General features: G+C 59.1%; 21 protein-coding genes. 17 read left to right on the top strand and 4 right to left on the bottom strand.

What is annotated here, in order from left to right:
- The first annotated feature begins 203 nt into the window (after positions 1-203).
- The 5 genes from NUW46_RS01540 to NUW46_RS01520 all read left to right on the top strand — a co-directional run bounded on the left by NUW46_RS01540 (position 204) and on the right by NUW46_RS01520 (position 7,643).
- Complete coding sequence (locus NUW46_RS01540) at positions 204-1,202, top strand: WD40/YVTN/BNR-like repeat-containing protein (RefSeq protein ID WP_083231746.1); 999 nt, start codon at positions 204-206, stop codon at positions 1,200-1,202.
- A gap of 2 nt (positions 1,203-1,204) precedes the next feature.
- Positions 1,205-3,670 carry an efflux RND transporter permease subunit gene (locus NUW46_RS01535; protein ID WP_418141216.1) on the top strand — a complete coding sequence of 822 codons (2,466 nt, stop codon included), beginning with the start codon at positions 1,205-1,207 and terminating at the stop codon, positions 3,668-3,670.
- A 41-nt stretch (positions 3,671-3,711) separates the two neighbouring features.
- Complete coding sequence (locus NUW46_RS01530) at positions 3,712-5,628, top strand: DUF1302 family protein (protein ID WP_418141215.1); 1,917 nt, start codon at positions 3,712-3,714, stop codon at positions 5,626-5,628.
- Positions 5,629-5,643: 15 nt separating this feature from the next.
- Positions 5,644-6,972, top strand: coding sequence for a DUF1329 domain-containing protein (locus NUW46_RS01525; RefSeq protein WP_418141214.1), 1,329 nt, complete (start codon positions 5,644-5,646; stop codon positions 6,970-6,972).
- Between the two features lie 74 nt (positions 6,973-7,046).
- Entirely contained in the window at positions 7,047-7,643 is a 597-nt protein-coding gene (locus tag NUW46_RS01520) for an antibiotic biosynthesis monooxygenase (protein WP_418141213.1), read from the top strand.
- A gap of 76 nt (positions 7,644-7,719) precedes the next feature.
- Here the strand turns inward: NUW46_RS01520 and NUW46_RS01515 are convergent, their stop codons facing one another.
- Positions 7,720-8,832 (bottom strand): S-(hydroxymethyl)glutathione dehydrogenase/class III alcohol dehydrogenase, encoded by a 1,113-nt coding sequence (locus tag NUW46_RS01515; RefSeq protein ID WP_069182658.1) that lies wholly within the window; start codon positions 8,830-8,832, stop codon positions 7,720-7,722.
- Between the two features lie 115 nt (positions 8,833-8,947).
- On the opposite strand from NUW46_RS01515, the gene NUW46_RS01510 reads away from it, so the two are divergent.
- The 12 genes from NUW46_RS01510 (at position 8,948) to NUW46_RS01455 (ending at position 19,846) form a co-directional block, all read left to right on the top strand.
- The gene (locus NUW46_RS01510; protein WP_349343994.1) at positions 8,948-9,535 is read left to right on the top strand and encodes a TetR/AcrR family transcriptional regulator; all 588 of its coding nucleotides are present in this window, start codon (positions 8,948-8,950) and stop codon (positions 9,533-9,535) included.
- Between the two features lie 69 nt (positions 9,536-9,604).
- On the top strand, positions 9,605-10,726 hold the full coding sequence (locus NUW46_RS01505) for an alkene reductase (protein WP_305965552.1): 1,122 nt from the start codon (positions 9,605-9,607) through the stop codon (positions 10,724-10,726).
- Positions 10,727-10,757: 31 nt separating this feature from the next.
- Complete coding sequence (locus tag NUW46_RS01500; protein ID WP_069182655.1) at positions 10,758-11,507, top strand: SDR family oxidoreductase; 750 nt, start codon at positions 10,758-10,760, stop codon at positions 11,505-11,507.
- Positions 11,508-11,722: 215 nt separating this feature from the next.
- Complete coding sequence (locus tag NUW46_RS01495; RefSeq protein WP_418141212.1) at positions 11,723-13,045, top strand: DASH family cryptochrome; 1,323 nt, start codon at positions 11,723-11,725, stop codon at positions 13,043-13,045.
- 17 nt (positions 13,046-13,062) lie between these two features.
- Positions 13,063-13,563: a DUF6231 family protein gene (locus NUW46_RS01490; RefSeq protein WP_222465925.1), complete on the top strand. Its 501-nt coding sequence runs from the start codon at positions 13,063-13,065 to the stop codon at positions 13,561-13,563.
- Positions 13,554-15,230, top strand: coding sequence for a phytoene desaturase family protein (locus NUW46_RS01485; protein WP_418141211.1), 1,677 nt, complete (start codon positions 13,554-13,556; stop codon positions 15,228-15,230). The genes NUW46_RS01490 and NUW46_RS01485 overlap by 10 nt, the downstream gene beginning before the upstream one ends.
- A 6-nt stretch (positions 15,231-15,236) precedes the next feature.
- The gene (locus NUW46_RS01480) at positions 15,237-15,830 is read left to right on the top strand and encodes a tRNA-uridine aminocarboxypropyltransferase (RefSeq protein WP_418141210.1); all 594 of its coding nucleotides are present in this window, start codon (positions 15,237-15,239) and stop codon (positions 15,828-15,830) included.
- Positions 15,831-15,902: 72 nt separating this feature from the next.
- Positions 15,903-16,160, top strand: coding sequence for a TIGR03643 family protein (locus NUW46_RS01475; protein ID WP_418141209.1), 258 nt, complete (start codon positions 15,903-15,905; stop codon positions 16,158-16,160).
- Between the two features lie 74 nt (positions 16,161-16,234).
- Positions 16,235-16,654, top strand: coding sequence for a YkvA family protein (locus NUW46_RS01470; RefSeq protein ID WP_069182650.1), 420 nt, complete (start codon positions 16,235-16,237; stop codon positions 16,652-16,654).
- A gap of 69 nt (positions 16,655-16,723) precedes the next feature.
- Positions 16,724-17,494, top strand: a complete 771-nt coding sequence (pomA, locus tag NUW46_RS01465) for a flagellar motor protein PomA (protein WP_418141208.1) — start codon at positions 16,724-16,726, stop codon at positions 17,492-17,494.
- 2 nt (positions 17,495-17,496) lie between these two features.
- Positions 17,497-18,414: a flagellar motor protein MotB gene (locus NUW46_RS01460; RefSeq protein ID WP_069182648.1), complete on the top strand. Its 918-nt coding sequence runs from the start codon at positions 17,497-17,499 to the stop codon at positions 18,412-18,414.
- Positions 18,415-18,637: 223 nt separating this feature from the next.
- Positions 18,638-19,846, top strand: a complete 1,209-nt coding sequence (locus NUW46_RS01455) for an ammonium transporter (RefSeq protein WP_418141207.1) — start codon at positions 18,638-18,640, stop codon at positions 19,844-19,846.
- An 11-nt stretch (positions 19,847-19,857) separates the two neighbouring features.
- Here the strand turns inward: NUW46_RS01455 and NUW46_RS01450 are convergent, their stop codons facing one another.
- The 3 genes from NUW46_RS01450 to NUW46_RS01440 are packed head-to-tail and all read right to left on the bottom strand — an operon-like array spanning position 19,858 to position 23,898.
- Entirely contained in the window at positions 19,858-20,940 is a 1,083-nt protein-coding gene (locus NUW46_RS01450; RefSeq protein ID WP_418141206.1) for a lipocalin-like domain-containing protein, read from the bottom strand.
- Positions 20,937-23,207: an FtsX-like permease family protein gene (locus tag NUW46_RS01445; RefSeq protein WP_418141205.1), complete on the bottom strand. Its 2,271-nt coding sequence runs from the start codon at positions 23,205-23,207 to the stop codon at positions 20,937-20,939. The genes NUW46_RS01450 and NUW46_RS01445 overlap by 4 nt, the downstream gene beginning before the upstream one ends.
- Before the next feature lie 7 nt (positions 23,208-23,214).
- Entirely contained in the window at positions 23,215-23,898 is a 684-nt protein-coding gene (locus NUW46_RS01440) for an ABC transporter ATP-binding protein (RefSeq protein WP_418141204.1), read from the bottom strand.
- Between the last annotated feature and the right edge of the window lie 29 nt (positions 23,899-23,927).

The following is a 23,927-nucleotide window of genomic DNA, read 5'->3' as shown; positions in this document are numbered from 1 at the left end:
GAAATGGACAACCCAGCCCAGCGCTTGATCATTTGATAAAAATCAACGCTGTTATCCCACGTTATCGAAAATCAAAACCTGCCAAGAACAAAGCATTTTTAATTTTATTTTCAAAAGCTTAGATCGTTTAAATCCGTTCTGGCACAGCCGTTGCTGAACCACCGTCAGTCGCTTTTCCACAAAAACAAAGACGGTGACATAACATGCCATACCCCATGGAATATCCTCGCGGCAAAGTTCCAGTCACGCTCGCTCTTGCGAGTGCGTCCGCGCTGCTGACCGGTTGCGAGGCGCCGCTGAATCTTGAAGCGGTACGACAACAGTCCCAGCAAGCCATTCAGCGAACCGATTTTTTCCAGTCCGTCGCCCGGAACGATCAAATTGTCGCCATCGCCGGCAACAACGGCGCGTTGCTTGTGAGCGAGAACGGCGGTTCGGACTGGCAACGGGTCCCGGTGCAAACCACCGAGAGTTTTCTTTCCCTTGATGCCTGCCCGGACGGCAGTTTCATCGCCCTGACCTTCAACAATCAGCTCTGGCACGGGAACCCTGCCGGTACCCAGTGGACTGCCCATGAGCTTCCGAGCCAGGAGCAGATGATGACCGCCGATTGCGCGCCCGACGGCACCTGGTGGGCGGGCGGCAGTTTCACCACGCTGCAGAGCTCATCGGATCAGGGTACGACCTGGCAGGAAACTTCCCTGAATGAGGACGCCATTCTGACCAACCTCCAGTTCCTCGATCCGGAAACGGCACTTGCGACCGGAGAATATGGCCTGGTTCTGAAAACACTGGATGGTGGCGAGACCTGGGATTACGCCGGCTATCTACCGGACGAATTCTATCCCCATGCAGCTTACTTCGAATCAGCAGACGAAGGCTGGGTTGGTGGCCTGAACGGTTTTATCTACCACACCACCGACGGCGGAGAAACCTGGGACCGCCAGCCTACCGACACCAGCATGCCAGTGTTTGGCTTCGTCAAGGCCGGCAATGCCCTGTTTGCCCTGGGTGATAACGCCACGGTTCTGGCGTTGTCCGGAGGCAGCTGGACAGGTCTTGAAACACCCAACCAGCCCCTTTACCTGCGCGACGGCGTGGTTCTCGCAGACAACCAGCTCCTGGTAGCCGGAGGCCGCGGTCTGCTCCTTCAACTCGACATTCCCGTGGCCTCAGTGGCCAGCAACAACCGAGGTAACTGATCATGGCCGGACTGCACAGATTCACGCACTTCCTGCACCAGCTGGAACTCTGGATTTTCAGGAATCCTCGGAAGGTCCTGTCGCTGATCGCCATCCTGACGCTGTTTTTCGCGCTACGGATTCCGGGGCTGAAAATCTTCACGGACTTCGCCGATCTGTTGCCCCAGCAGCATCCTTACATCGAGCTGCACAACAGCATCAAGGACGATTTTGGCGGCGCCAACGTTCTGGTGGTCGGTGTTGAATTCGCCGAAGGCGACATCTTTTCCAATGAGAACCTGGCAACCATCGACCGGGTAACACAGGCGGTCGATAACCTGCCCGGCGTGAACCACAACCTGGTTGCGAGCGTTACGCACCGCAATTCCCGGGAGATCTGGCTGACTGAAGTAGGCAGCATTAACTCCGAGCCCTACTACGACTCCACCCGAGGCGAGTATTCCGAACAGGCCCTGAGTGAAATGAAGGCTGCAGTGGCCGCAAACCCAAGAGTCTATGGGCCTCTGGTGTCTCCGGATTTCAGAATGGCTCTAGTCAAAGCACAATTGATCGAAGGCAAGCTCGACTACGAGAAGACATTCGCGCAACTGCAGCAGCTCCGCGAGCAGGAGGCCGGTGACGACGTCACCATCTACGCCACAGGCCAGCCCGTACTTGTTGGCTGGGCCTACACCTACATGGACCAGATTCTGCAGATCTTCATCTTCACCGTTCTGGCCATGCTGGCACTGCTGGTTTTCCATTTCCGCAAAGCCTATGGGGTGCTGATTCCCCTGGGCGGCGTTCTGATCTCCACGATCTGGGGCCTTGGGATCATCAGCCTGCTCGGTTACAACCTGGACCCGCTCGGGCTGGTCATCCCCTTTTTGATTGCTGCCCGGGCCATGAGCCACGGTGTTCAGCTGGTAGAACGTTATTACGCAGAAACCCGCGAGCTGGGCGAGGGCCCAAAGGCCGCCAAGGCTACCTTTGACAGCCTGTTCCGCCCCGGCTCCCTGGGCGTGGTGTCCGATGCCATCGGCCTGTCACTGATCGCCATCGGCTCGATTCCCCTGAACACCCACCTGGGGATCTATGCCTCTCTCTGGGCAATCACCGTTGTATTTACGGTTCTGATCGGTGTTCCCCTGCTGCTTTCGATCCTGCCCACACCAAAGAATGCCGAGATGCGCGAGACCGCCCTGCGTTATATCGGCAGCAGCTGCTCACGAACCGTGACTCGCCCCGGACGGGCAAAAATTGTACTGGCAGCGGCGGCAGTCTTGATGGGTGCCGGCGTCCTTGCGGCGTCCAACGTCCAGATCGGCGACTCGGAACCCGGTTCTCCGATCCTGTACCCGGACCACGATTACAACATCTCCTCCCGCGTGGTGAATGACCGCTTCCCCGGTTCCGAGGAGCTGTATGTGATCGCCGAAACCGACGAGAAAGGTGGCCTCAAACGGCCTGAAGTGCTCAAGGCTCTGTCGGACTTCCAGGCGCACATGCTCACCGATCCGGGTGTTGGCGGATCCAAGGGCCTGCCCGACCTAGTCAAGCAGGTGAACCGGCTGATGCACAACGACGATCCACGCTGGTACCAGATTCCCCACGACCAGCGTTATGTGGGAGGCCTGATGTTCACCTACATGGCTTCCAGCCCCATTCCCGGCGCACTCGATGAGTTCAATGACACCGACGACCGGGTCGCCAATCTGGTGTTCTTCTACAAGGATCGCCAGGGCGAAACCATCCGCCGCGCCATTCACATGGCCAAGGAATGGATCGCCGAAAATGGTGACAGCGTCGAGGGACTGACCATCCGGCTGGCTGGAGGAACGCTCGGTGTTGCCGCAGCCATGAACGAATCAGCGTTCGATACCAACATGATCGTACTACCACTGGTGTTCCTGCTGATTTTTGCCTTCGTGATGCTGTTTTACACCTCCTGGCACGCCGGCCTGATGATGCTGCTGGCAATGCTGTTCGCCACCACCCTGACCTACGCCTATATGGGCCTGTACGGGCTCAGCATCGACATCAATACGGTGCCGGTGATTGCCGTCGGCATCGGCGTGGGCATTGATTACTCCATCTACATGATGGACCGCATACGCGAGGAAATGGCCAAGTGTGGCGAGCTGCGCGAGGCGGTTCGCCGGGCCATCGCCACTACCGGCATGGCCATCAGTTTCACCGCGCTCACCCTGATGGCCGGCATCATCATGTGGGTCATCTTCTCTGACCTGCGGTTCCAGTCCGATGCCGCCATGCTGCTGTGCGTGATGATCGTGATCAACGGCATCGCCGCCATGCTGCTGGTGCCTTCCTGGGTGCTGGTGTTCAAGCCCCGTTTCATTACCAACGTCTACGCGGACGAGGACGGCATTCTCCACGCCGACCGTCAACGTCCCGAACCAACTCCCTCACCAACCGATAACAGCCGGGACAGTGATGGATACGTAGCCGGAGCCGCGTCCCGGGCTTGACCCGGGGCAAGGCTCCAGAACAACCCAAACGAGGATCTGCCATGCAAACAAAAATAAAAGGCCTGAGTCTGTGGTGCGCTGTATTCTCCAGCACCACTGCACTCACCCTGGCTGCGCTGCCCGGCACTGTTGCCGCGGAGGATACCAGGATCAATGGCTTCTATGAGAACGCAACCTACGCACGTGACGGAGTGGGTCTCTCCAAATTCCGGAACACCATTCAGCTTGAGGGGGAAAAACAGATAGGTAACGTGGGCATTTTCAGCAATGTCTCCGTAAACGGCACGCTTCGCGGCACCTACGACGGGGTTTACGACCTCAATGATGACGAATACGGCAGTAAAGCCGGCGGGCCGATTCAGCTCCAGGACATCGCCCAGGGCTCGGTTCCCCATGGAGGCGGTATTGCTCCCACGCCGTTCTTAGGCTTCGACATCAATGAGAACCCCAACGACGGCATGGTAGTTCTCGGCGAGCACCTGCATGATCAGGACAACGGCGTTGCTTTTGGCGTACCCGTACGTCCCTGTGACGTCGACAGCCGCGGCTGTATCGATGACTACCTCGACAAGGACGAAGATGAGCTGCGTTTCCAGGAGTTCAATGACCGTCTGGATTTCATCCGGGAACTCTATGTTGATTTCGATCTGAACTTCGACAGTGGCAACGTACTCAGCACCCGTCTGGGTAAACAGCAGGTCATCTGGGGCCGCACCGATCTGTTCCGGGTCCTCGATGTGATCAACCCGGTGGACTATTCCCGCAACAACATCTACGACGAGCTGGAAGATATCCGGATTCCCATGTGGATCCTGAAAACGGACTACCGTATGGGCCCGACGGAAGTGTTCGAAGGCTTTGCCTTTGACGACCTGAACTTCCAGGTGGTGTGGAACTTCGACGAGTTCCGTCCCCACGACATCGGCCAGTGCGGCCAGCCCAACGTGATCCTCGACGCCGGCTGTTTCTTCCGGGGCATGAACAACCTCTGGGAAAATGGCGGCACCGTGGCCAACTTTGCAGGCGCGACACCTGATGGTGGTCTGGCAACCGACTTCGGCCCCGGGCAGATCGGTATCCGCCGCGCCAATATGCCGAGCTGGAAGCTGTCCAACACCCAGCTGGGGCTTAAACTGGAAGGTGTCTATGGCGACCTGGGCTTCTCCCTGAATGCACTGACCTATCGCTCCCAGTTACCCTCGCTTCGCGGTGGCATTCCCGCCCAGAACGCGTTTGACGGTACGACAGACGTTTATCCGTCCCTGATCGCCTTCGACATCCACTTCCCGCGGGTCAACCTGGTGGGTGGCTCCCTGGACTACTACTCCCAGGGCATCGATACCGTATTCCGGTTCGAGACTGCCTACACCTCGGGCGAGGAATTCGCCAATACCCTGCGCGAGAGACTTTATTCCGAGTCTGACGTGGCACGTTACGTTATTGGCGCAGACAAGAACGTGTTTATTCCTTTCCTGAACGAAAACCAGTCGTTCCTGTTCTCCGGCCAGATCTTCGGCCAGCACATTCTTGATCACGAGCGTGAGCAGAGGACCTATGGTGAAGCCGGCATTCCGGACTGGGAGCACAACTGGATTGGCACCCTGCTGATTCAGGGCTTTTACATGAACAACCGTCTGATCCCGAAACTGATCACCGCCCACGACTTCCGCGCCCAGGCCACCACGCTGGCCCCGAGTGTTGACTGGATCGTGACGGACCGGTTCCGGGTTACTGCCGGCGCCAACGTGAAGGTTGGAGACGGTGCCCGCAAATTCGACGACTGCCGTTCCTGTAACCCCTGGGATCCGTTCACCCAGACACCGGGTGTGGTCAATCACCAACCAGGTGAGTCCGCGGGCCTTGGTGGCTTTGAGCCCCTCGGCCGCTTCAAGTCCGGTCCGATCGGTATGGCGCAGGAAGAAGACGAAGTCCAACTGACCGTTCGCTACAGCTTCTGATCACGAGGTAACACCATGAGACACAAAACAATGAATACCTTCAAACGCACACTAGTTGCGGGCTGCACTGCCAGCCTGATGGCCACCGCCGCGTTCGCGGACGAGGCGACAATTACCGAGTCTTTTTACCCCTACAAGACCGAGACACCAGGCTTTGAGGGGCTCGAACCAGGCATGGTGATCGACCAGAGCAACGTAGCCCAGTTCAAAGAAATCATTGATCCGGCCTTCTACGGCTTCATTGAGCAGGGCTGGACCACCATTGTTGTGGGCGAGACCACCTCGTTCGACCTTCATCCAAGCTACGTGGAAGCTACAAGGCTGGCCATGGACCAGGTCACCTTGGGCGAGAAGGTCGGCGAAATTAATGGCTGGCAGGCAGGGCGGCCATTTCCGGAAGAACCCAGTTCAGAGGACCCCCGTGCCGGTGAAAAGCTGGCCTGGAACTACAAATACGGCTACAACTGGGGCGATAGCGCCGCTATCTCTCCGTTCTACTGGAAATACCGTGACATGAACTCGGGCGATGTGGAACGGACGATCAAATTCAACTTCCACTTCCTCAACTATAAAGGCCGTGTAAACCAGGAACCCACTCCGGAAATTACACCGAACCCATCTGATCTTTTCCGTGCAATTTACGTGCAGGTACTGGATCCGGCTGACGTACGCGACACCCAGTTGCTCATTCACCGGGCTGCGGATGACCTCAAGCGCGACAACTCCTGGCTGTACCTCGGTTTTCAACGTCGCGTCCGTCGTTTGGCCACCGGTCAGGTCACCGACGCCTTCCTGGGCTCCGACCTGATGATCGAGGACTTCGAAGGCTACAACGGCCGGATTTCCGACATGAACTGGACCTACAAGGGTACCCGTTACATGCTGATGCCGTTCTACAACCACAATGAGCTCAAGCTGGACTCTGAAACCCACAGTGACAGCGACGGTTACCAGGTGGTTGCCTTCAGTGGCCAGGGCGGATGCTTCCCGGATATCACCTGGCAGCTTCGCAAAGTCTATGAGGTCGAGTCTGTGCCGGTCGATGAGAGCCATCCGCTGTCAAAGCGTGTGCACTTCATGGACGCCCAGACCTTCACCATTCCCCGCACCGTCTCCTATGACCGTAAAGGCAGCCTCTGGAAGACCTTCACCATTGGTCAGGCCCATCCGGACCATCACCTGGCCAAGAACAAGGGCACGGGTGTTTCCATCGACGACAGCTTCAGCATGATCGACGTGCAGGCCAGCCACTGCACCACTGGCCAGTTCAAGGGCCAGGTGGATCCTGAAATGTCGCCGCCCAATATGTTCAACGTTCAGTACCTGCGCGCCACGGGCAGTTAACCGGGCATCATTGTTGCTCCTCTTTTGGGCCCGCTTCGGCGGGCCCCTTTTTTGGACTATGGAGGATATCGGACATGACAGATAACCAGTCTGCCGTTGGTAAGCAGGATTCAACCGCGCCCCTCACAGTCGTTGTTTCGCGGCGAGTCAGGAAGGGCCAACAAGAGGCGTTTGAAGCGTTGAGCAGCCAGATGACCGAGCGGGCGTCCCGTTTTCTCGGTTACCTGGGCACGGCCATGTTCCGGCCCGCTTCGCCCGACGATCCCGAGTACCGGATTGTCTTCAAGTTCCGGGACCGGGAAACCCTGACCGCCTGGGAGGAATCGGAAGAACGCGCCGAGCTGCTGGAACAGATTGAAAGCCTGCTGGTACAGCCCAGCGAACGGGAAGTCACCTCCGGCATCGTGACCTGGTTCACCCTGCCCGGCCAGAACCCGGTGCAACCACCACCCAAATGGAAGATGACTATTGTCAGTTGGCTGGCACTTTACCCCGCTGTGACCCTGGTGTTCGTCATTTTCGGAGACCTGCTGGCCCAGGTGCCACTCTTGCTGCGGACGATGATCGTCACAATCGTGGTGATGGGGTTAATGAGTTATGTGTTGATGCCCAGAATGACGAAATGGTTCGCCTTCTGGTTGTTTCCCCGACAGAAGGGACCCTCCCGTTGAGCGAACGATTCATGGATGCCTGACAAGAGCAAAGTCAGGGAGCAAGCCAGGCCGCGCTGACCCGCTCCCGACCGACTCAGAAATGAATAACCGACCGGATGCTCTTACCCTCGTGCATCAAGTCAAACGCCTTGTTAATGTCTTCCAGCGGCATGTTGTGGGTAATGAACACATCCAGCGGAATCTCGCCCTTTTCGGCTTTTTCCACGTAGCCCGGCAACTCGGTACGGCCTTTCACGCCGCCAAACGCTGAGCCTTTCCAGACCCGGCCGGTGACCAGCTGGAACGGACGGGTGCTGATTTCCTCGCCGGCGCCGGCGACGCCGATGATGACGGATTCGCCCCACCCCTTGTGGCAGCACTCCAGGGCGGCGCGCATCACCTTGACGTTACCGATACACTCGAAGGAATAGTCCACGCCGCCGTCGGTCATTTCAACGATCACTTCCTGGATCGGCTTGTCGTAGTCGTTGGGATTGACCACATCGGTCGCACCCAGCTGTTTGGCGATGTCGAACTTCCCAGGGTTGATGTCGATGGCAATGATGCGACTGGCCTTGGCCATGGTGGCACCGATGATAGCCGCCAGGCCGATACCACCCAGGCCGAAGATGGCTACCGTTGCCCCTTCTTCCACCTTGGCCGTGTTCATCACCGCACCGATGCCGGTGGTCACGCCGCAACCGAGCAGACACACCTTCTCAAGGGGCGCTTCCTTGGGAATCTTGGCCAGGGAGATCTCGGGCAACACGGTGTACTCGGAGAAGGTGGAGCAACCCATGTAGTGGTACAGCGGCTTGCCCTGGTAGGAGAAGCGGGAGGTGCCGTCCGGCATCACGCCCTTGCCCTGGGTGGCCCGAACGGCGCCGCACAGGTTGGTCTTGCCGGAGGTGCAGAACTTGCACTCGCCACACTCGGCGGTGTAAAGCGGAATCACGTGGTCACCCACTTCCAGGTTTTTCACGCCCGGGCCCACGGCCTCCACAATACCACCGCCTTCGTGGCCGAGGATGGTCGGGAACAGGCCTTCCGGGTCGGCGCCCGACAGGGTGTAGGCATCAGTATGGCAGACGCCGGTGGCAACGATGCGCACCAGCACTTCACCTTTTTGCGGCGGGGCGACATCCACTTCAACGATTTCCAGCGGCTTGTTGGCTTCAAAGGCCACCGCGGCACGGGATTTGATCACTGGCATGCTCCTCTGGTTCTGTCAGGAATCTCGGGCATTGCTGATTCCCTTTGTATGATGAATTGACAGATTGACGGTTTGACGATTACTAGACGACTGGTCTACTATAGCAGATATGACGTCAACCGACACCCGCACTCACATTATTCACACCGGCGCCGACCTGATCGGCCATAAAGGCTTTGGTGCGACAGGCATCAACGCCGTGCTGACCGCAGCTGGCGTACCCAAGGGGTCGTTCTACCACTACTTTAGCAGCAAGAATGATTTCGGCCTGGCGGTCATTGATACCTTCGCGGAGGAATACGACGCCAAACTGGATCGGATTCTCAATGACACCAGCCGCTCCTGGGTCGACCGGCTGCGCGCCTACTTCGACACCGGCTTTGAAACCATGACCAGCTGCGAGTACACCCGGGGCTGTCTGATCGGCAACCTGGGCCAGGAACTGGCGGGACAGAACGAAGCCTTCCGGCAGAGGCTGGACTCGGTCTTCGCCAGCTGGGAAAGACGCTTTGAGCATTGCATCCGTGCTGCCCAGCAGGCCGGAGACATCAGCGCCGACATCGACGCGGCAGACGCCGCCAGTTTTCTTCTGTCCGGCTGGGAAGGCGCCATCCTGCGTTCGAAGGTCCTCAAGTCCACCGAACCCATGGAGAGGTTCGTGCGAGTCTTTTTCAAACACTGCCTGAACATCGGCTGAAATTTTTTTCGATTGCCGACTAGTAGACTGGTCTAATTAATATCATTTGATCCTGAAGGAGGATGCCCGATGAGCAACCAGAACGATCCACTTTTTCAACCGCACCATCTGGGCGAACTGGCCCTGCCCAACCGGATTCTGATGTCACCACTGACACGTTCCCGCTCAAGCCAGCCCGGGGATATCCCCAACGACATGAACGCCCGCTACTATCAGCAGCGGGCCAGCGCTGGCCTGATTCTCAGTGAAGCCACCCAGGTTTCGCCGCAAGGCAAGGGCTATGCCTTTACCCCCGGCATTCATTCGCAGGAACAGATTGAAGGCTGGAAGAAGGTAACCGGGGCGGTGCACATGGCCGGCGGCCGAATTCACATGCAACTGTGGCACGTGGGCCGGATTTCCCATCCGGACCTGCAACCGAACGGTGAAAAGCCCGTTGCGCCTTCTGCCATCAAGCCCGAAGGTGCCAAGACCTTCATCAGTGCCAACTCCGGCATGGTGGATATCCCGGAGCCCCGGGCCCTGGAAACCGCGGAAATGACCGACATTGTCGAGCAGTACCGCCAGGGTGCGCTGAACGCAAAAGAAGCCGGCTTTGACGGCGTTGAAGTCCATGCGGCCAACGGCTATCTGCTGGACCAGTTCATCAAGAGCGGCAGTAACCATCGCACTGACGAATACGGTGGCTCGGTGGAAAACCGTCTGCGCCTGCCATTGATGGTCGTCGAAGCGGTTATCGACGTCTGGGGCAAGGACAAGGTCGGCGTCCGCGTCAGCCCCACGGGTAGTTTCAATGCCATGGACGACGACAACCCGGCCGAAACCTTCGGTACCTTCGCCCGGCACCTGAACGACCTGGGCATTGCCTACATCGAAGTGGTGGAAGACTCCTTCCAGGGCAATCACGCGAACGGCCGCCCGGAAGAAGTCATCGACGCGATCCGCGCCGGCTTCAAGGGCACCTACATTGCCAATGGCGCCTACACCGCCGACGAGGCCCGAAAGCGTATCGACGAAGGCCGGTGCGATCTGGTCACCTTCGGCCGCCCGTTTATCGCCAACCCGGATCTGCCGGAGCGCTTCCGCCAGAACGCGCCCCTGAACGACTGGGACGACAGCACCTTCTATGGCGGTGATGAACACGGTTACACCGACTACCCGACACTGATAGAACTCGAAAAAAGCGCCTGAACAGCGCTTTTATTCCCAAAGGAGACAAACCATGAGCAACACCAATGACCCGATCAACAGCAAAGTAGTGATTATTACCGGCGCCAGCAGTGGTCTCGGTGAAGCCACGGCCCGCCGCCTGGCAGACCGGGGCGCCAAGCTGGTACTCGCAGCACGCCGGGAGGACCGCCTGAAAGACCTGACGGAAGATCTCAAATCCCGGGGCGCCGAAGCCATCTGGCAGGTCACCGACGTGACCGACCGCAATCAGGTTGAGTCTCTGGCCGCCGCGGCAAAAGAGGCGTTTGGCAGGATCGATGTGCTGGTCAACAACGCCGGGCTGATGCCCCTGGCACCGCTGGACGCCCTCAAGGTTGATGAGTGGGAACAGATGGTAGACGTCAACATCAAGGGCGTGATGTATGGTATCGCCGCTGTACTGCCGACCATGCGGGAACAGCACAGCGGGCACATCCTCAACCTGTCGTCGGTCGCCGGGCACAAGGTCTTCCCCGGTGCCGCCGTCTACTGCGCCACCAAATATGCGGTGAAGGCGCTGTCCGAAGGCGTTCGTATGGAAGGCGGCGACGAGATCCGCAGCACCAACATCTCGCCGGGTGCCGTCGCCACCGAGCTCACCAGCACCATCACTGATCCCGACGCGAAAAAGGCGGCGGATGAGCTCTACGAAGTCGCCATTGATTCCGATGCCGTGGCCCGGGCAGTTGTCTATGCCATCGAGCAGCCGGCGGATGTCGATATCAATGAAATCATCCTGCGGCCGACGGCTCAGGAGCTGTAGAACTTCTCTCGATCCTCGAACCCTGCACCATGCTGCCCCGCAAGGGCAGCGTTGGTGCAAGAGATCCACGGCCAGTCTCATCAAAATCCTCGAAAGATCACCACCTACCTGCGAAGTTCCCACGCACATCACATATCATTGTTGCGCCCCCAAAAACTTTTCCGAATCTGGTACGTATCTGAAGGGTTGAATCAAAAGGCCAAGGAGCATCAACCTTGCATACGCTTTACTGGTTTACCCGGGATCTTCGCCTGCACGACAACGCCGCGTTGCTGGCGGCCTCGAAGTCCGACGTGCTTTTATGTGTCTACGTTGTTGATCCCCGCTGGTTCGCACCGGGGCCACTGCAAAGCAAAGCCATGGGCGATCATCGCTGGCGCTTCCTCTGGCAGAGCCTGATGGCGCTGGAGCGAACCCTGCGGACGCTTGGCCAGCGCCTGCATATTGCCTATGGCGAGCCGGAAGCCGTGGTCCCCGAGCTGGTGCATGCCCACCGTATTGCCCGGGTTGTCCGGTCGCGGTTGCCGGGCACCCGGGAAGCTGGCCAGTGGCGCGCGATCAAGGACAAACTGCCACAGACCCTGTTCCAGCAATTCGAAACCCTGAGCCTGTTTACCGAGGGCTCCCTGCCCATGACCCTGCAGGATCTGCCGGACACCTTTTCCCAGTTCCGCAAGCAGGTTGAGAAAACCGGAGAACGCTGTACCGAGCGTTTGCGTATCCGCACTCTGACAGCCCTGCCTCCGCCACCAGGGTTCCCGGAGGACAATCGCGGCGACTGCCCGCCGATACCAGAGCCGATGCATCCATTGCAGTTTATGGGGGGTGAAACAGCCGGCGTGGAGCGGCTTCGGGAATTCCTGTACGGCAACCACAGCATTGACCGCTACAAGGAGACCCGCAACGCCCTGGACTCCTGGGACGCCTCCTCAAAATTCTCGCCCTGGCTGGCCAACGGCAGTCTCTCGGTTCGCGAAGTGGCGGAAACCATCACAGAGTACGAAGCCAGCGAGACCAAAAACGAATCCACCTATTGGCTCTGGTTCGAACTGCTCTGGCGGGAATACTTCTACTGGTACGCCCTGAAACACGGCGCCAACCTGTTCCGCCGGGATGGCGTCCAGCGCAAGCGTCGACACGGCACCTTCTATGGCCACCGTTTCAAGGCCTGGTGCCAGGGCAACACCGAATACCCAATCGTAAACGCGGCCATGAATCAGCTGCGGGAAACCGGTTACATGAGCAACCGGGCCCGGCAACTGGTAGCAAGCTGTTTCATCAACGAACTGGGCCTCGACTGGCGATACGGAGCGGCATGGTTTGAAGAGCAGTTGATCGACTATGATGTAGGGAGCAACTACGGCAACTGGCAGTACCTGGCTGGCGTGGGGGCGGACCCGAGAGGCCTGCGGCAATTTAATCTGGAAAAACAGACGCAGCAGTACGATCCCACCGGCACCTTCATTGACCGCTGGGGCGGACACGCGGAACAGCCCGTAGGTTTACACACAGTGGATGCGGCAGACTGGCCCTTGTAGCAATAAGGCGAACAGCCATGACGGATAGGAAGGACAACGGCAATACGGCACGTGAGACCCTGGCTCGCATCATCGATACCAGCTCTCCCTCTACCTTGCTGAGTTGCGGCAACCTCGCGACCGAAGTCTCACGGATCTGGCAGAAACATCAGAAGGGCGTTGACGTTCACACACTGGACACCATCGACCCCAATGCCCACCTGTTCCTGGACCGGGTGGCAGACCTGGCCCTGGTTACCGAAACCCTCGAACATCTGCCCCACGACGAAGGCGCCCTTCTGCTGGGACAACTCAGGAACTATGGCACCCATCAGATTGCGGTTCTTGTGGGAGAGGCTCCTGACTGGGCGTTTACGGACTTCATCGGCCTTGGCTTCCGGCGCCATGCCGAACTGGAAAATGATAACGGTGCACTGACGCTGTACACCTACAATCTGGATACTTACAACCACAAGCGGGCCTGGAACAATCCAGAGAACTGGGCAAATCCGGAAATGTGGGGCAAAGCATGGTGGTAGAAAGCGAGGGGGTAAAAAGCGCAGTGGTGAGCAGTCCGTCTTCCCGAAAACTCAAACCCAGCACGATCCGGATCGGCACCCGGTACCGGGCCAATCGATTGAAAGGCCCTTACGACGCCATTGTAATCGGTTCCGGCATTGGCGGCCTGACAACGGCCGCTTGCCTGGCCAAGGCCGGCAAGAAGGTACTGGTACTCGAACAGCATTACACCGCCGGCGGCTACACCCACAGCTACGCCCGCAACGGTTACGAATGGGACGTGGGTGTTCACTATATTGGCGACATGGGCTCTCCCCATACCCTGGGCCGGCGCCTGTTCGATTACATTACCGACGGCAAACTGGAATGGGCACCCATGGACGAGAATTACGACCGTTTCTTTCTGGGAGACAAGGTCGTCAATCTGCGTGCCGGCAAGGAGGGCCTTCGGCTCTCCTTGCTGGATGCCTTCCCGGATGAACAGGAGGCCATCGACCAGTATGTAAAACTGCTGGGGAAGGTAGCCGACGGCATGCAGTGGTATACGCTTTCCAAGCTCGCGCCCGGACTTCTGAGCCCGCTCGTTCATAAAGGCCTGGATATGGCCTTACCGGATTACTTCAACAAAACCACCTGGGACGTTTTGAGCGAACTGACCGACAACCAGGAACTGATCGGTGCGATCACCGGCCAGTGGGGCGATTGCGGCGTCACACCGAGGCAATCCAGCTTTATGGTTCACGCGCTGATTGCAAAGCACTACCTTTACGGCGGTTTCTATCCGGTCGGCGGCGCCTCGGAGATCGCAAAAACCATCATCCCCGTCATTCAGCAGCCCGGCGGCGAGGTATTCACCTACGCCGACGTGACCGACATCCTGGTCGAGAAAGGCAAGGCAACCGGCGTGCGCATGGCAGACGGCGAGGAAATCCGGGCACCGATGGTCATCAGCAACGCCGGGGTGATCAACACCTTTGAAAAATTGCTGCCGGCCAAGGCCGCAGAAAAAATCGGCTATAAGCGCAAACGCCGGCACATTATTCCCTCCATGCCTCATATCGGGCTCTACATCGGCCTGAAAGAAACTCCGGAAGCGCTCGGGCTGCCGCGCACCAATTTCTGGATCTACCCGAGCGCCGATCACGACAGCAACGTGCAACAGTTCCTGGATGATCCGGAAAACACCGAGTTTCCGGTGGTGTATATTTCCTTCCCGGCAGCCAAGGACCCGGACTACCAGAACCGCTGGCCTGGCACCTCCACCATAGAGATTGTCGCACCAACCACCTGGGAGATGTTCGAGCCCTGGCAGGACACTACCTGGGGCAAGCGCGGCGAAGACTATGGGGTCCTTAAGCAGAAAATTACCGACCAATTGCTGGAAGTGATGTACGAGAAACTCCCGCAGCTTCGGGGCAAAGTGGATTACGTGGAGACCTCCACGCCGCTGTCTACCGCCTGGTTCTGCCGCTATGGTCGGGGCGAGCTCTACGGTCTGGACCACAACCCTGAGCGCTTCGAACAGGACTGGCTGAAACCGAAAACCGACATTCCCGGGCTCTATCTCACCGGCCAGGACATCCTGACCTGCGGCGTGGTGGGCGCGATGATTGGTGGGCTGGTCAGCACCCTGGCCATCCAGGGCTGGCGCGGCGCCGGGCTGGCAAAACGTATTTTTGTGGGGTAACAGGCGTTGCCCAGGCCGATCTGTGCCGATTGCGGCATGCACCTGAATATCTGTGTCTGTGAAGCCTGTGCCCCGGTGCCGAACCGCACCCGGGTTTCGGTCCTTCAACACCCAACCGAGGTGGCTCACCCCAAGGGAACCGTGCGCATACTGGCCCAATGCCTCGCCAGAGTCGACGTGTTCCAGGGCGAGACGCCAGACGATTTTGACCAGGCCGGCTTCAATTCACTCACAGAAGCCGGGCATTCCGCACTGCTGTTCCCCGGTCCCGGCAGCGACATCCTCGAATGCGCAGACCTCCATAACATCCATCACTGGATCATTCTCGATGGCACATGGCGCAAGGCCGCAAAGATCCTGCATCAGAATCCTGCCCTGGCGGCACTGCCCCGCTTCCATTTGGCGGAACCTCCAGCGTCTGCCTACGCCATCCGAAAGGCCCCGGGCAAGCAACACCTAGCCACAGCAGAGGCGGTTGCCTATCTGCTGAAGGTAGTCGAGCCCGGCCTGGATACCCGGCCCATTTCCCGGGCCATGCGCTCACTGGTGGACAAACAGCTCGCCCAGATTCCGGCCCGGCTGCACAAGCATTATCAATAAACCGATGCGGGTGAGACGAGCGGCCGATGCGGACGTAATCTCCGGAAACCCGATCAAAACCGAGAGCAGCCCATGTCCGCGCAATTCGACTCTGCAGACCTCTCCCGCATTATCGAGATGGCCTGGGAAGATCGCACCCCCTTCGAGGCCATCGAAGCCCTCTATGGCCTTCAGGAGAAAGACGTCATCCACCTGATGCGACGTGAGCTGAAGCCTTCAAGCTTCCGGCTCTGGCGCAAGCGGGTAACCGGACGCAGCACCAAGCACCGCCAGTTGCGGCCCGAAGGGGTGAGTCGGGGCTATTGCCCGACCCAGTACAAGCATCGGTAAGCGTCGCACCATTGGCATTGCCGGCATGGCTGCGCGATCATGAACACTCAGGTAACAAGCAAGGAACCAATGCAATGGCAGTGTTCAACCAGAAAGATGCCCGGGAGCAACTCGATGCCGAGGCCAGCAAGGTACACCGGTCCGACCTTGAGACTCTGCTTGAACGGCAACGCGCGATTGAAGAAAAGGTGAAGGGTAGCGGCAAGCTGGCACGCTTCAGCGGCGACATCAAGCTGATGTTTTCCATGATCCGCGACTACTGGTACGGCAATTACCGGAGCGTACCCTGGAAGACAATCGCGGCAGTGGCAGGGGCACTCCTGTACGTGCTGAATCCGCTGGATGTCATTCCCGACCTTCTGTTCGGCTTCGGATTTATCGACGATGCCGGCGTCGTGGCCCTGTGTCTGAAACTGGTAGAATCCGATCTGCTCCGCTACGCTGCGTGGAAGGAACATCAGGAAGAATCTGAAAACCGGGTCAGTGCGAATTGATTAATTTCTGAACTGACGGTATTCTCCCGCCCCTGCTGTAGGAACACCTGAATCAAATCTGGAGTTGTCGTGGATTTAGCCACTCTCATCGGTCTTGCCGGCGCTATTCTGCTGATTGCATCCGCCGTTATTCTTGGTGTTTCACCTTCCGTATTTATCAACCCTGCCTCATTGCTGATTGTCGTGGGTGGCACCATGTTCGTGGTGTTGGCCAAGTTCAGCGTCGCCCAGTTTCTTGGCGCCTTCAAAGCGGCCGCTCGGGCCTTCAAGTTCAAGCTGCCCGAAACCCAGGCCAGCATTGAAGAGTTGGTGGATATCGCCAACGTGGCCCGCAAAGAAGGCGTCCTGGGGCTGGAGGATAGAGAGATCAGCAGCCCGTTCCTGGCCCAGGGTATACAGATGCTGGTGGACGGTCAGGACGGCAAGACTATCAAGGAGCTCCTGAACAAGGAACGCCTGATGACCCTCGACCACAACCGTTCTGGCGCCAAGGTATTCACGGCCATGGCCGATGTGGCGCCGGCCATGGGCATGATCGGCACGCTGATTGGTCTGGTTCAGATGCTGTCGAACATGGAAGACCCGAAGTCCATCGGCCCTGCCATGGCGGTCGCACTGTTGACCACACTGTATGGCGCCATGATTGCCACCATGATCGCGACTCCGATTGCCGACAAGCTCTCCCTGCGGATGACCGAGGAAGCGCGCATGCAGTCGCTGTACATTGATGCCCTGGTGGCCATTCAGGAAGGCACCAATCCCCGGATCATCGAGCAGATGCTGTCGAGCTACCTGCCCCCCAAGGAACGCGAGAAAGCGGCTGCAGTTGAAGGCGCCTGACCATGGATGAATTGCCTGAAGAGGAAAAACCGGGGATTCCGGCGTGGGTAGTTACCTTCGCCGATCTCATGTCCCTGCTGATGTGCTTCTTCGTGTTGCTGCTGTCCTTCTCGGAGATTGATGCCCAGAAGTTCAAGCAGATCGCCGGTGAACTCTCCAAAGCCTTCGGCGTTCAGCGGGACGTGCCGGCCCTGGAAATACCCAAGGGTACCAGCCCCATTTTCGACAAGTTTTCTCCCGCACCGCCCGAGCCCACCGTGGTCAACGAGGTCAAACAGACCACCACAGAGGAAGCCCCCGAGCTGCAGACCCTGAAAAGCCCGACCGACATGGCCGTGGAGGCTGCCATGGAAGAGCAGCTGCAGGAAACCATGGACGAAATCCTCAAGGTGCTGGAGCCGGCGATCGCCGATGGGCGCATCAATGTAAGCGAGGATCAGCGGCGGATCGTGATCCGGGTGGAAGAAAAAGGTTCGTTTCCCTCAGGTTCGGCTCAGCTGACCTGGGAATTTGAGGGCCTGTTGCTGGACATGGCCGAGGTTATTGAGGGCATCCCCGGCGACCTGACCATTGAGGGCCACACCGACAACGTGCCTATCCGTACCGATCGCTTCTACAGCAACTGGGATCTGTCGGCTGCCCGGGCCGCCGCGGTGGCCAACGTGCTGGTCGCCCGGGACCAGGTTGAACCCACGCGACTTTCCGTCACCGGACTGGCGGATACCGAACCCAGAGTTCCGAATAGCTCAGCAGAAAACCGGGCCAAGAACCGGCGCGTGGAAATCATCATTGATCTCTCCGGCCCGATGCAGGAACAGGAGGTTCGCCTCCGGGAACTGATCCAGTCCGAATCGGACGATGACCAGTCGGCACTCGGGATCGAATCCGACAGCTCGACATCAAACGAAATCAGCTGGTAAGCGCACTCTATTTTGGTGCGCCCGACACCAAAACGCACAATGCTAGTGCACTTTGGCTCTAAAACACGTCTCCCACATCTGTCCAGAACCACCCAACTGCCCTTCCGCGCTTGAAATGCATTATTTTGGAACAGCTCTTGCTTTAGCTGCACCTCATCAATGCACATTTCAACGTAAAGCGGCCCGCTAGAGGCCGGACACACAACATCAGGAGCGAAAACCCGTGGACATCACGAGTGCAGTACACACCCTGACTGAAAGCGCCAACACGCTGTTCATCCTCATCGGCGCCATTATGGTGCTGGCCATGCATGCCGGCTTTGCTTTTCTGGAAGTAGGCACCGTTCGCCACAAGAACCAGGTCAACGCCCTGGTGAAGATCATGACCGACTTTGGCATCTCTGCCGTGGCCTATTTCTTCATCGGCTACTACATTGCCTACGGCAGCCATTTCATGAGCGGTGCCGCCGAGCTCACCGCCGCCAACGGCTATGATCTGGTGAAGTTTTTCTTCCTGATGACCTTCGCCGCAGCCATTCCCGCGATTGTCTCCGGTGGTATCGCTGAACGGGCAAAGTTCTATCCGATGCTGATTGCCTCTGGCCTGATTGTTGCCTTTATCTATCCCTTCTTTGAGGGGCTGATCTGGAACGGCAACTATGGCTTCCAGGGCTGGCTGGAGAACCAGTTTGGTGCGTCCTTTCACGACTTCGCCGGCTCCGTTGTAGTGCATGCAGTGGGCGGCTGGATCGCCCTGGCGGCCGTTCTGGTCCTCGGTGCACGAAATGGGCGCTACCGTAACGGCAAGGTGGTGGCTTTTGCCCCCTCCAACATTCCCTTCCTGGCCCTGGGCGCCTGGATCCTGACCGTCGGCTGGTTCGGCTTCAACGTCATGTCCGCCCAGACCCTGGACGGCATCAGCGGCCTGGTGGCCGTGAACAGCCTGATGGCCATGGTCGGCGGCATCCTGGTGTCCATGCTGCTGGGCCGCAAGGACCCGGGCTTTATCCACAACGGTCCGCTAGCAGGGCTGGTGGCGGTATGTGCCGGCTCTGATCTGATGCACCCGGTGGGTGCCCTGGTAACGGGCGGCGTCGCCGGCGCCATCTTCGTGTATTTGTTCGAGTGGGCCCAGGCCAAGATCGAGCGCCTGGACGATGTCCTGGGTGTCTGGCCCCTGCACGGTGTCTGTGGTGTCTGGGGCGCGATTGCCTGCGGCATCTTTGGCCAGGAGGCACTCGGTGGTCTCGGCGGCGTCAGCCTGATGTCCCAGATCATCGGCTCGGTGGCCGGCGTGGTGGTGGCCTTTGTGGGCGGTCTGATTGTCTATGGGGTTATCAACGCCATTTCCGGACTGCGTCTGACCGAAGAAGAAGAGTTCAACGGGGCGGACCTGAGCATCCACCGGATTGGCGCAAACGCGGTCGAATAAGCACTGGGTGTTCAGTCGCCGTAGCCGGTCAATTCCATGTAGCCCTCGCCAGAGTGGCTGCCGGCGACGGTGACCGGGCTTTCCCAATAAGGGTAAAGCCCGTCATTCAGGTAGTTTCCAGGGGGCGCCGAAATTTCAAGGCTCACTCCGTAATCCGGAACCTCCAGACGCCAAAGGCGGGGAAAGCCCCGGGCGTCTGGTTCCTCCGGGCGAATGCGAAGCTGACTGGGCTGAAGCGCTACCGGCTCGCCATCAGCCGGAATCCAGGTTCCGGAACGAAAACCGCCGTCCTCCTCGCGGAGCTGGAAAGCCATCAATTTGTCACCCGACTCCAGGTGCAGCGCAAACCAGTCCCAGCCCTGCTGGCCCGATTTGAGAAACTGACTACTCCACTCCCGGTCGAACCAGCCCTTGCCCGCAACCTCAAGTGTCTCATTACCCAGCGTGACAGTACCCTCGATGTGCAGGTCCACCAGACTGAAATACATCGAACCCTCACCATCGGCGGATTTGGCACTGAAGCCGTTATCACCGTGCGCAACAGGCTTGCCATTGATCGAGAGGGACAAGTCGTAGGACCAGCCATCCGCCGCCACCTGCAACCGCCATGACTCGCTTTCGGATGTTGCCTCAAGCTGCCAGTCGTCCAGCCAGACGGCCAGTGGCTGCGCCTGTGCGCCGGCATGGCCGACATCGCCCCGGGCCAGTTTCTCTGCAAAGTAGTGCCGGGCATCAAAGCTCACCGCGGCATGGGCCATCCAGGCCGCTTCCAGGGGCCACTCGGCTGCCTCAGGAGGTTCAGCATCTGCCGGCCTGGGCGTAATGGCCTGGCGGAACTGGGTCCATTGCAGGCCCAACGGCTCACCTTCTTCAGTCCTCAAATTGGCGGTCAGATACCACCATTCGATCCGGTGTTGCGGGTGCGGGCCGAAATCATCGGGAAATATCAGGCGGTCGCCCGGCCCGGGCTGAAGGAAGGGCACTTCGGCGTCGTTTTCTGCGACACCTGCCAGTCCGGCGAACCCTGCTTCTTGTTGTGACTCCGAACAACCGGCCAGAACCACGATGGACAACATCAGTATCCAGCGTCTCATCGCTCACCTCCCGCCAGCGCGTTGGCGTTCACAGGGGCAACCGTTGGTGATTTCAACTGGCGCATCATCAGCAGGCCGATGCTGAGGCCAATCAGCAGACTCAGCACCCCAAGCTCCAGCCAGAACCGGGGATAGACCGCCATGGGCAGGGACCAGCCGAACGCGATGGGGTTGATGCGATGCACCAGAACCCAGGTCAGCCAGATGCCAAGCGGCAGGGCCAGCAGGGTAATTGCAGCGGTCAACGACACTGACAGCCGGATCAGTTGGGCCGATGCTTGTCGCACGGATAGTCCCCAGACGACCAAAAGCCGGAAATACCAGGCCCGGGTGGAGAAGAAGACCCAGCCCATCATCAACAGGGCAATGGCCGCCAGTATCAGGGTCAGGGTAGTCATGGCCCGGGTCAGCAGGAAGGTCTGGTCAAAGATGGCCGTGGCGAGTTCTTCAATAGCCCGGTTGTCCCGGACCGTCAGCTCATCCACCTGCCATACCCGCTTTAATCCACCGGTCACTTCCTCGACGTCGAGATTTCCGGGCGATACCGACAGGCTCTGGAAACCGGTTGCGAAGTCTTCAGGAAGCACCGAAGGATGAATCAGGATTTCGCCAGCGGGGCGACCGTAGTCCGGGTAGGTGGCCAGCACGGGAAACTCGAACGAACCGCTTCCGAGGGTTACCTCCAGGGACTGGCCGACCTGTACATTCTGCCTGCGCGCCAGCTGTTCATTCACCATCACGCCCTGGCCCTGCTGCAGTCGCTGCCAGGGCCGTGACGCTGACTCAAGCAACTGCCAATCGGTCACCAGTGGGCCTACAGGGCCGATGGCAAAGACGTCCACCTCTGTGCCTGCCTCATCCCCGTTGCCCGGCAAAGTTGCACGGCCGCGAATCACCCGGTGCCACAGGCCAGACGCTGCGAGTTCAGGTTGCTCAGCGAGCCAGTCCACCGCGAGGGTCGCATCCGCTGATTCAGGAACTTCGATGTAATAATCCGCCTCCAGTCTCTGCGCGAGCCATCGATCAAATGTACTTTCAAAGGTCGTCACCAGAGCCTGAACCGCCAGAACCATGGCCATGGCGAACTGCAGAGCGACCAATGGCAGTGCCAGACGCCGCGCCAGCACTGATACCTCCCGATGGCGCCAGCGGGCCTGCAGATTCCGGTCGTGCCCGGACCGCCAATCCGCAAGCCAGGCAATCAGTCTCGGTGCAAGGATCCCGGCAGCCACAAACACGAGGGCCACGGCGATAAAAAGCCAGAGTAGATCCGTAACCCAGGCTGACAAGGCCAGGCCAGCGATAAGCACCAACACCACCAAACCGCCGGACCGGCGGCTACTTCCCGCAAACGCTCGGGCCCATGGACGGAGAAAATCGGCCAGGCAAGCCACCAGAACCACCGTCAGCATGGTTGCAAGCGGAACCAGCCAGTTGCCACCCTGGCCCGCGTACAACGGCTGATCGAACAGCCCCTCAAGGGCCCGCCCGAATCCGCTACCCAGCCCGGTCGCCAGCCAGCGACCCAGCCAGATACCAGGCACAATACACAGCAGGGCCAACAACAGAATCTCCACGACCAGCAGCCGGTTGATTCGGGCTTGAGGGACGCCAAACCGGTGCAGCAAAGCGAAGCTGTCTCTACGTTGCGCCATCCCCAGCAGATACACGCTGCGAACCAGCAAGGCGGTAATCAGCAGAACCAGCACGCCCAGCGCGTCAAGATTCAGCAGAAAACTGTCGCCCAGCTCTCCGGTATCCGGGCCAACCCGAAACGGCGCCAATCGATACCCTTCAGGAAGTGCCCCGTCAATGTGGGGATCGGAGATTAGCAACGTCAATCCACCTTCGTTCTTCCCGGCGAGTTCAGCCGCTTCACTGATATCAACAAAGGGACGACCATCCAGTTCACCCTGCCAGGGCGCCTCTTCGCTGTCGGGACTCTCAAAACATCCGGCCGCCAACGGGTCGATACCCACCACCCGACCGCCCTGCGGCGAAGGCACTTCCCACCAGGGCATCACGCAGAGCCCTGCTCGGCGCAGCTCGACAAAATCTTCCACAGTCAGGGGTTTACCGTCCTGGCGGGCAATCTGTTGGCGTTCGGCCACCGCCGATTCGCTCTGATCAAGACTGGCCCGGGCCTGGCTGGTGAGATGGTGCACGCCCGTCCACAGCATGGTGGCGAGCACAATCATGGCTGCCAGGGCCAGCAGCTGAAGCGGATGGCGGCGGTAATGACTGAACAGGGCGGCCAACAGGGTCATGGCGGGCTCAGGTTTGCGGCACGTGGCCAAGATCCAGATGCTGGCTGCAGCGGGCAGCCAGTTCCGGATCGTGGGTGGCGAGGATCAGTCCGCAGCCATGGCGGGCCTGCAATTCGAAAAGCTGCCCGATCACGGCCTCTGCCGTGTGCCGGTCCAGGCTGCCCGTGGGTTCGTCAGCAAGAATCAGGGCCGGCTTCATGGCAAACACCATGGCCAGTGCCGCGCGCTGGCGTTGTCCCCCGGACACCTGATCCGGGTATCGGTCGGCAAGCTCGCCGATCCCCAGGCGCTCGAGCCAGTCCTGACATCCATCCTCGGATTGGCCGGCAAGCCGGGCGCGAAAACGGACGTTGTCCAGCAAAGACAGGGCCGGCATCAGGTTGGCTTCCTGAAAGACTACCCCGATCTGCTGTCGGCGAAGCGTCCCCCAGCGACGTTCAGACTTGCTCTCGGCCTCCGTTGACCGGGCATCAAACGTCTCGCCAAACACCTGAACCACCCCTGAATCCGGTTTCTCCAGACCACAGAGTATGTTCAGCAAGGTACTCTTGCCGGATCCGGATCGACCGGTCAGCGCCAGTGACTGACCCCGTTCCAGATCCAGAGAGAGGCCCCTGAGCACGGGCACCGGTTCATTACCGCTGCGGAATTGCTTGTTCAGGCCACGGGCCGAAAGCAGAGAGTCCACCATAGTTTCCTTGTCTGACGAGTTGAGGCGAC

Origin of the sequence: Marinobacter sp. MA (assembly GCF_048298425.1) — a bacterium.
Classification (GTDB): Bacteria; Pseudomonadota; Gammaproteobacteria; order Pseudomonadales; family Oleiphilaceae; genus Marinobacter; species Marinobacter salsuginis.
The sequence above is the reverse complement of the archived record's forward strand: the minus strand, read 5'-3'. Positions and strand labels throughout refer to the sequence as shown.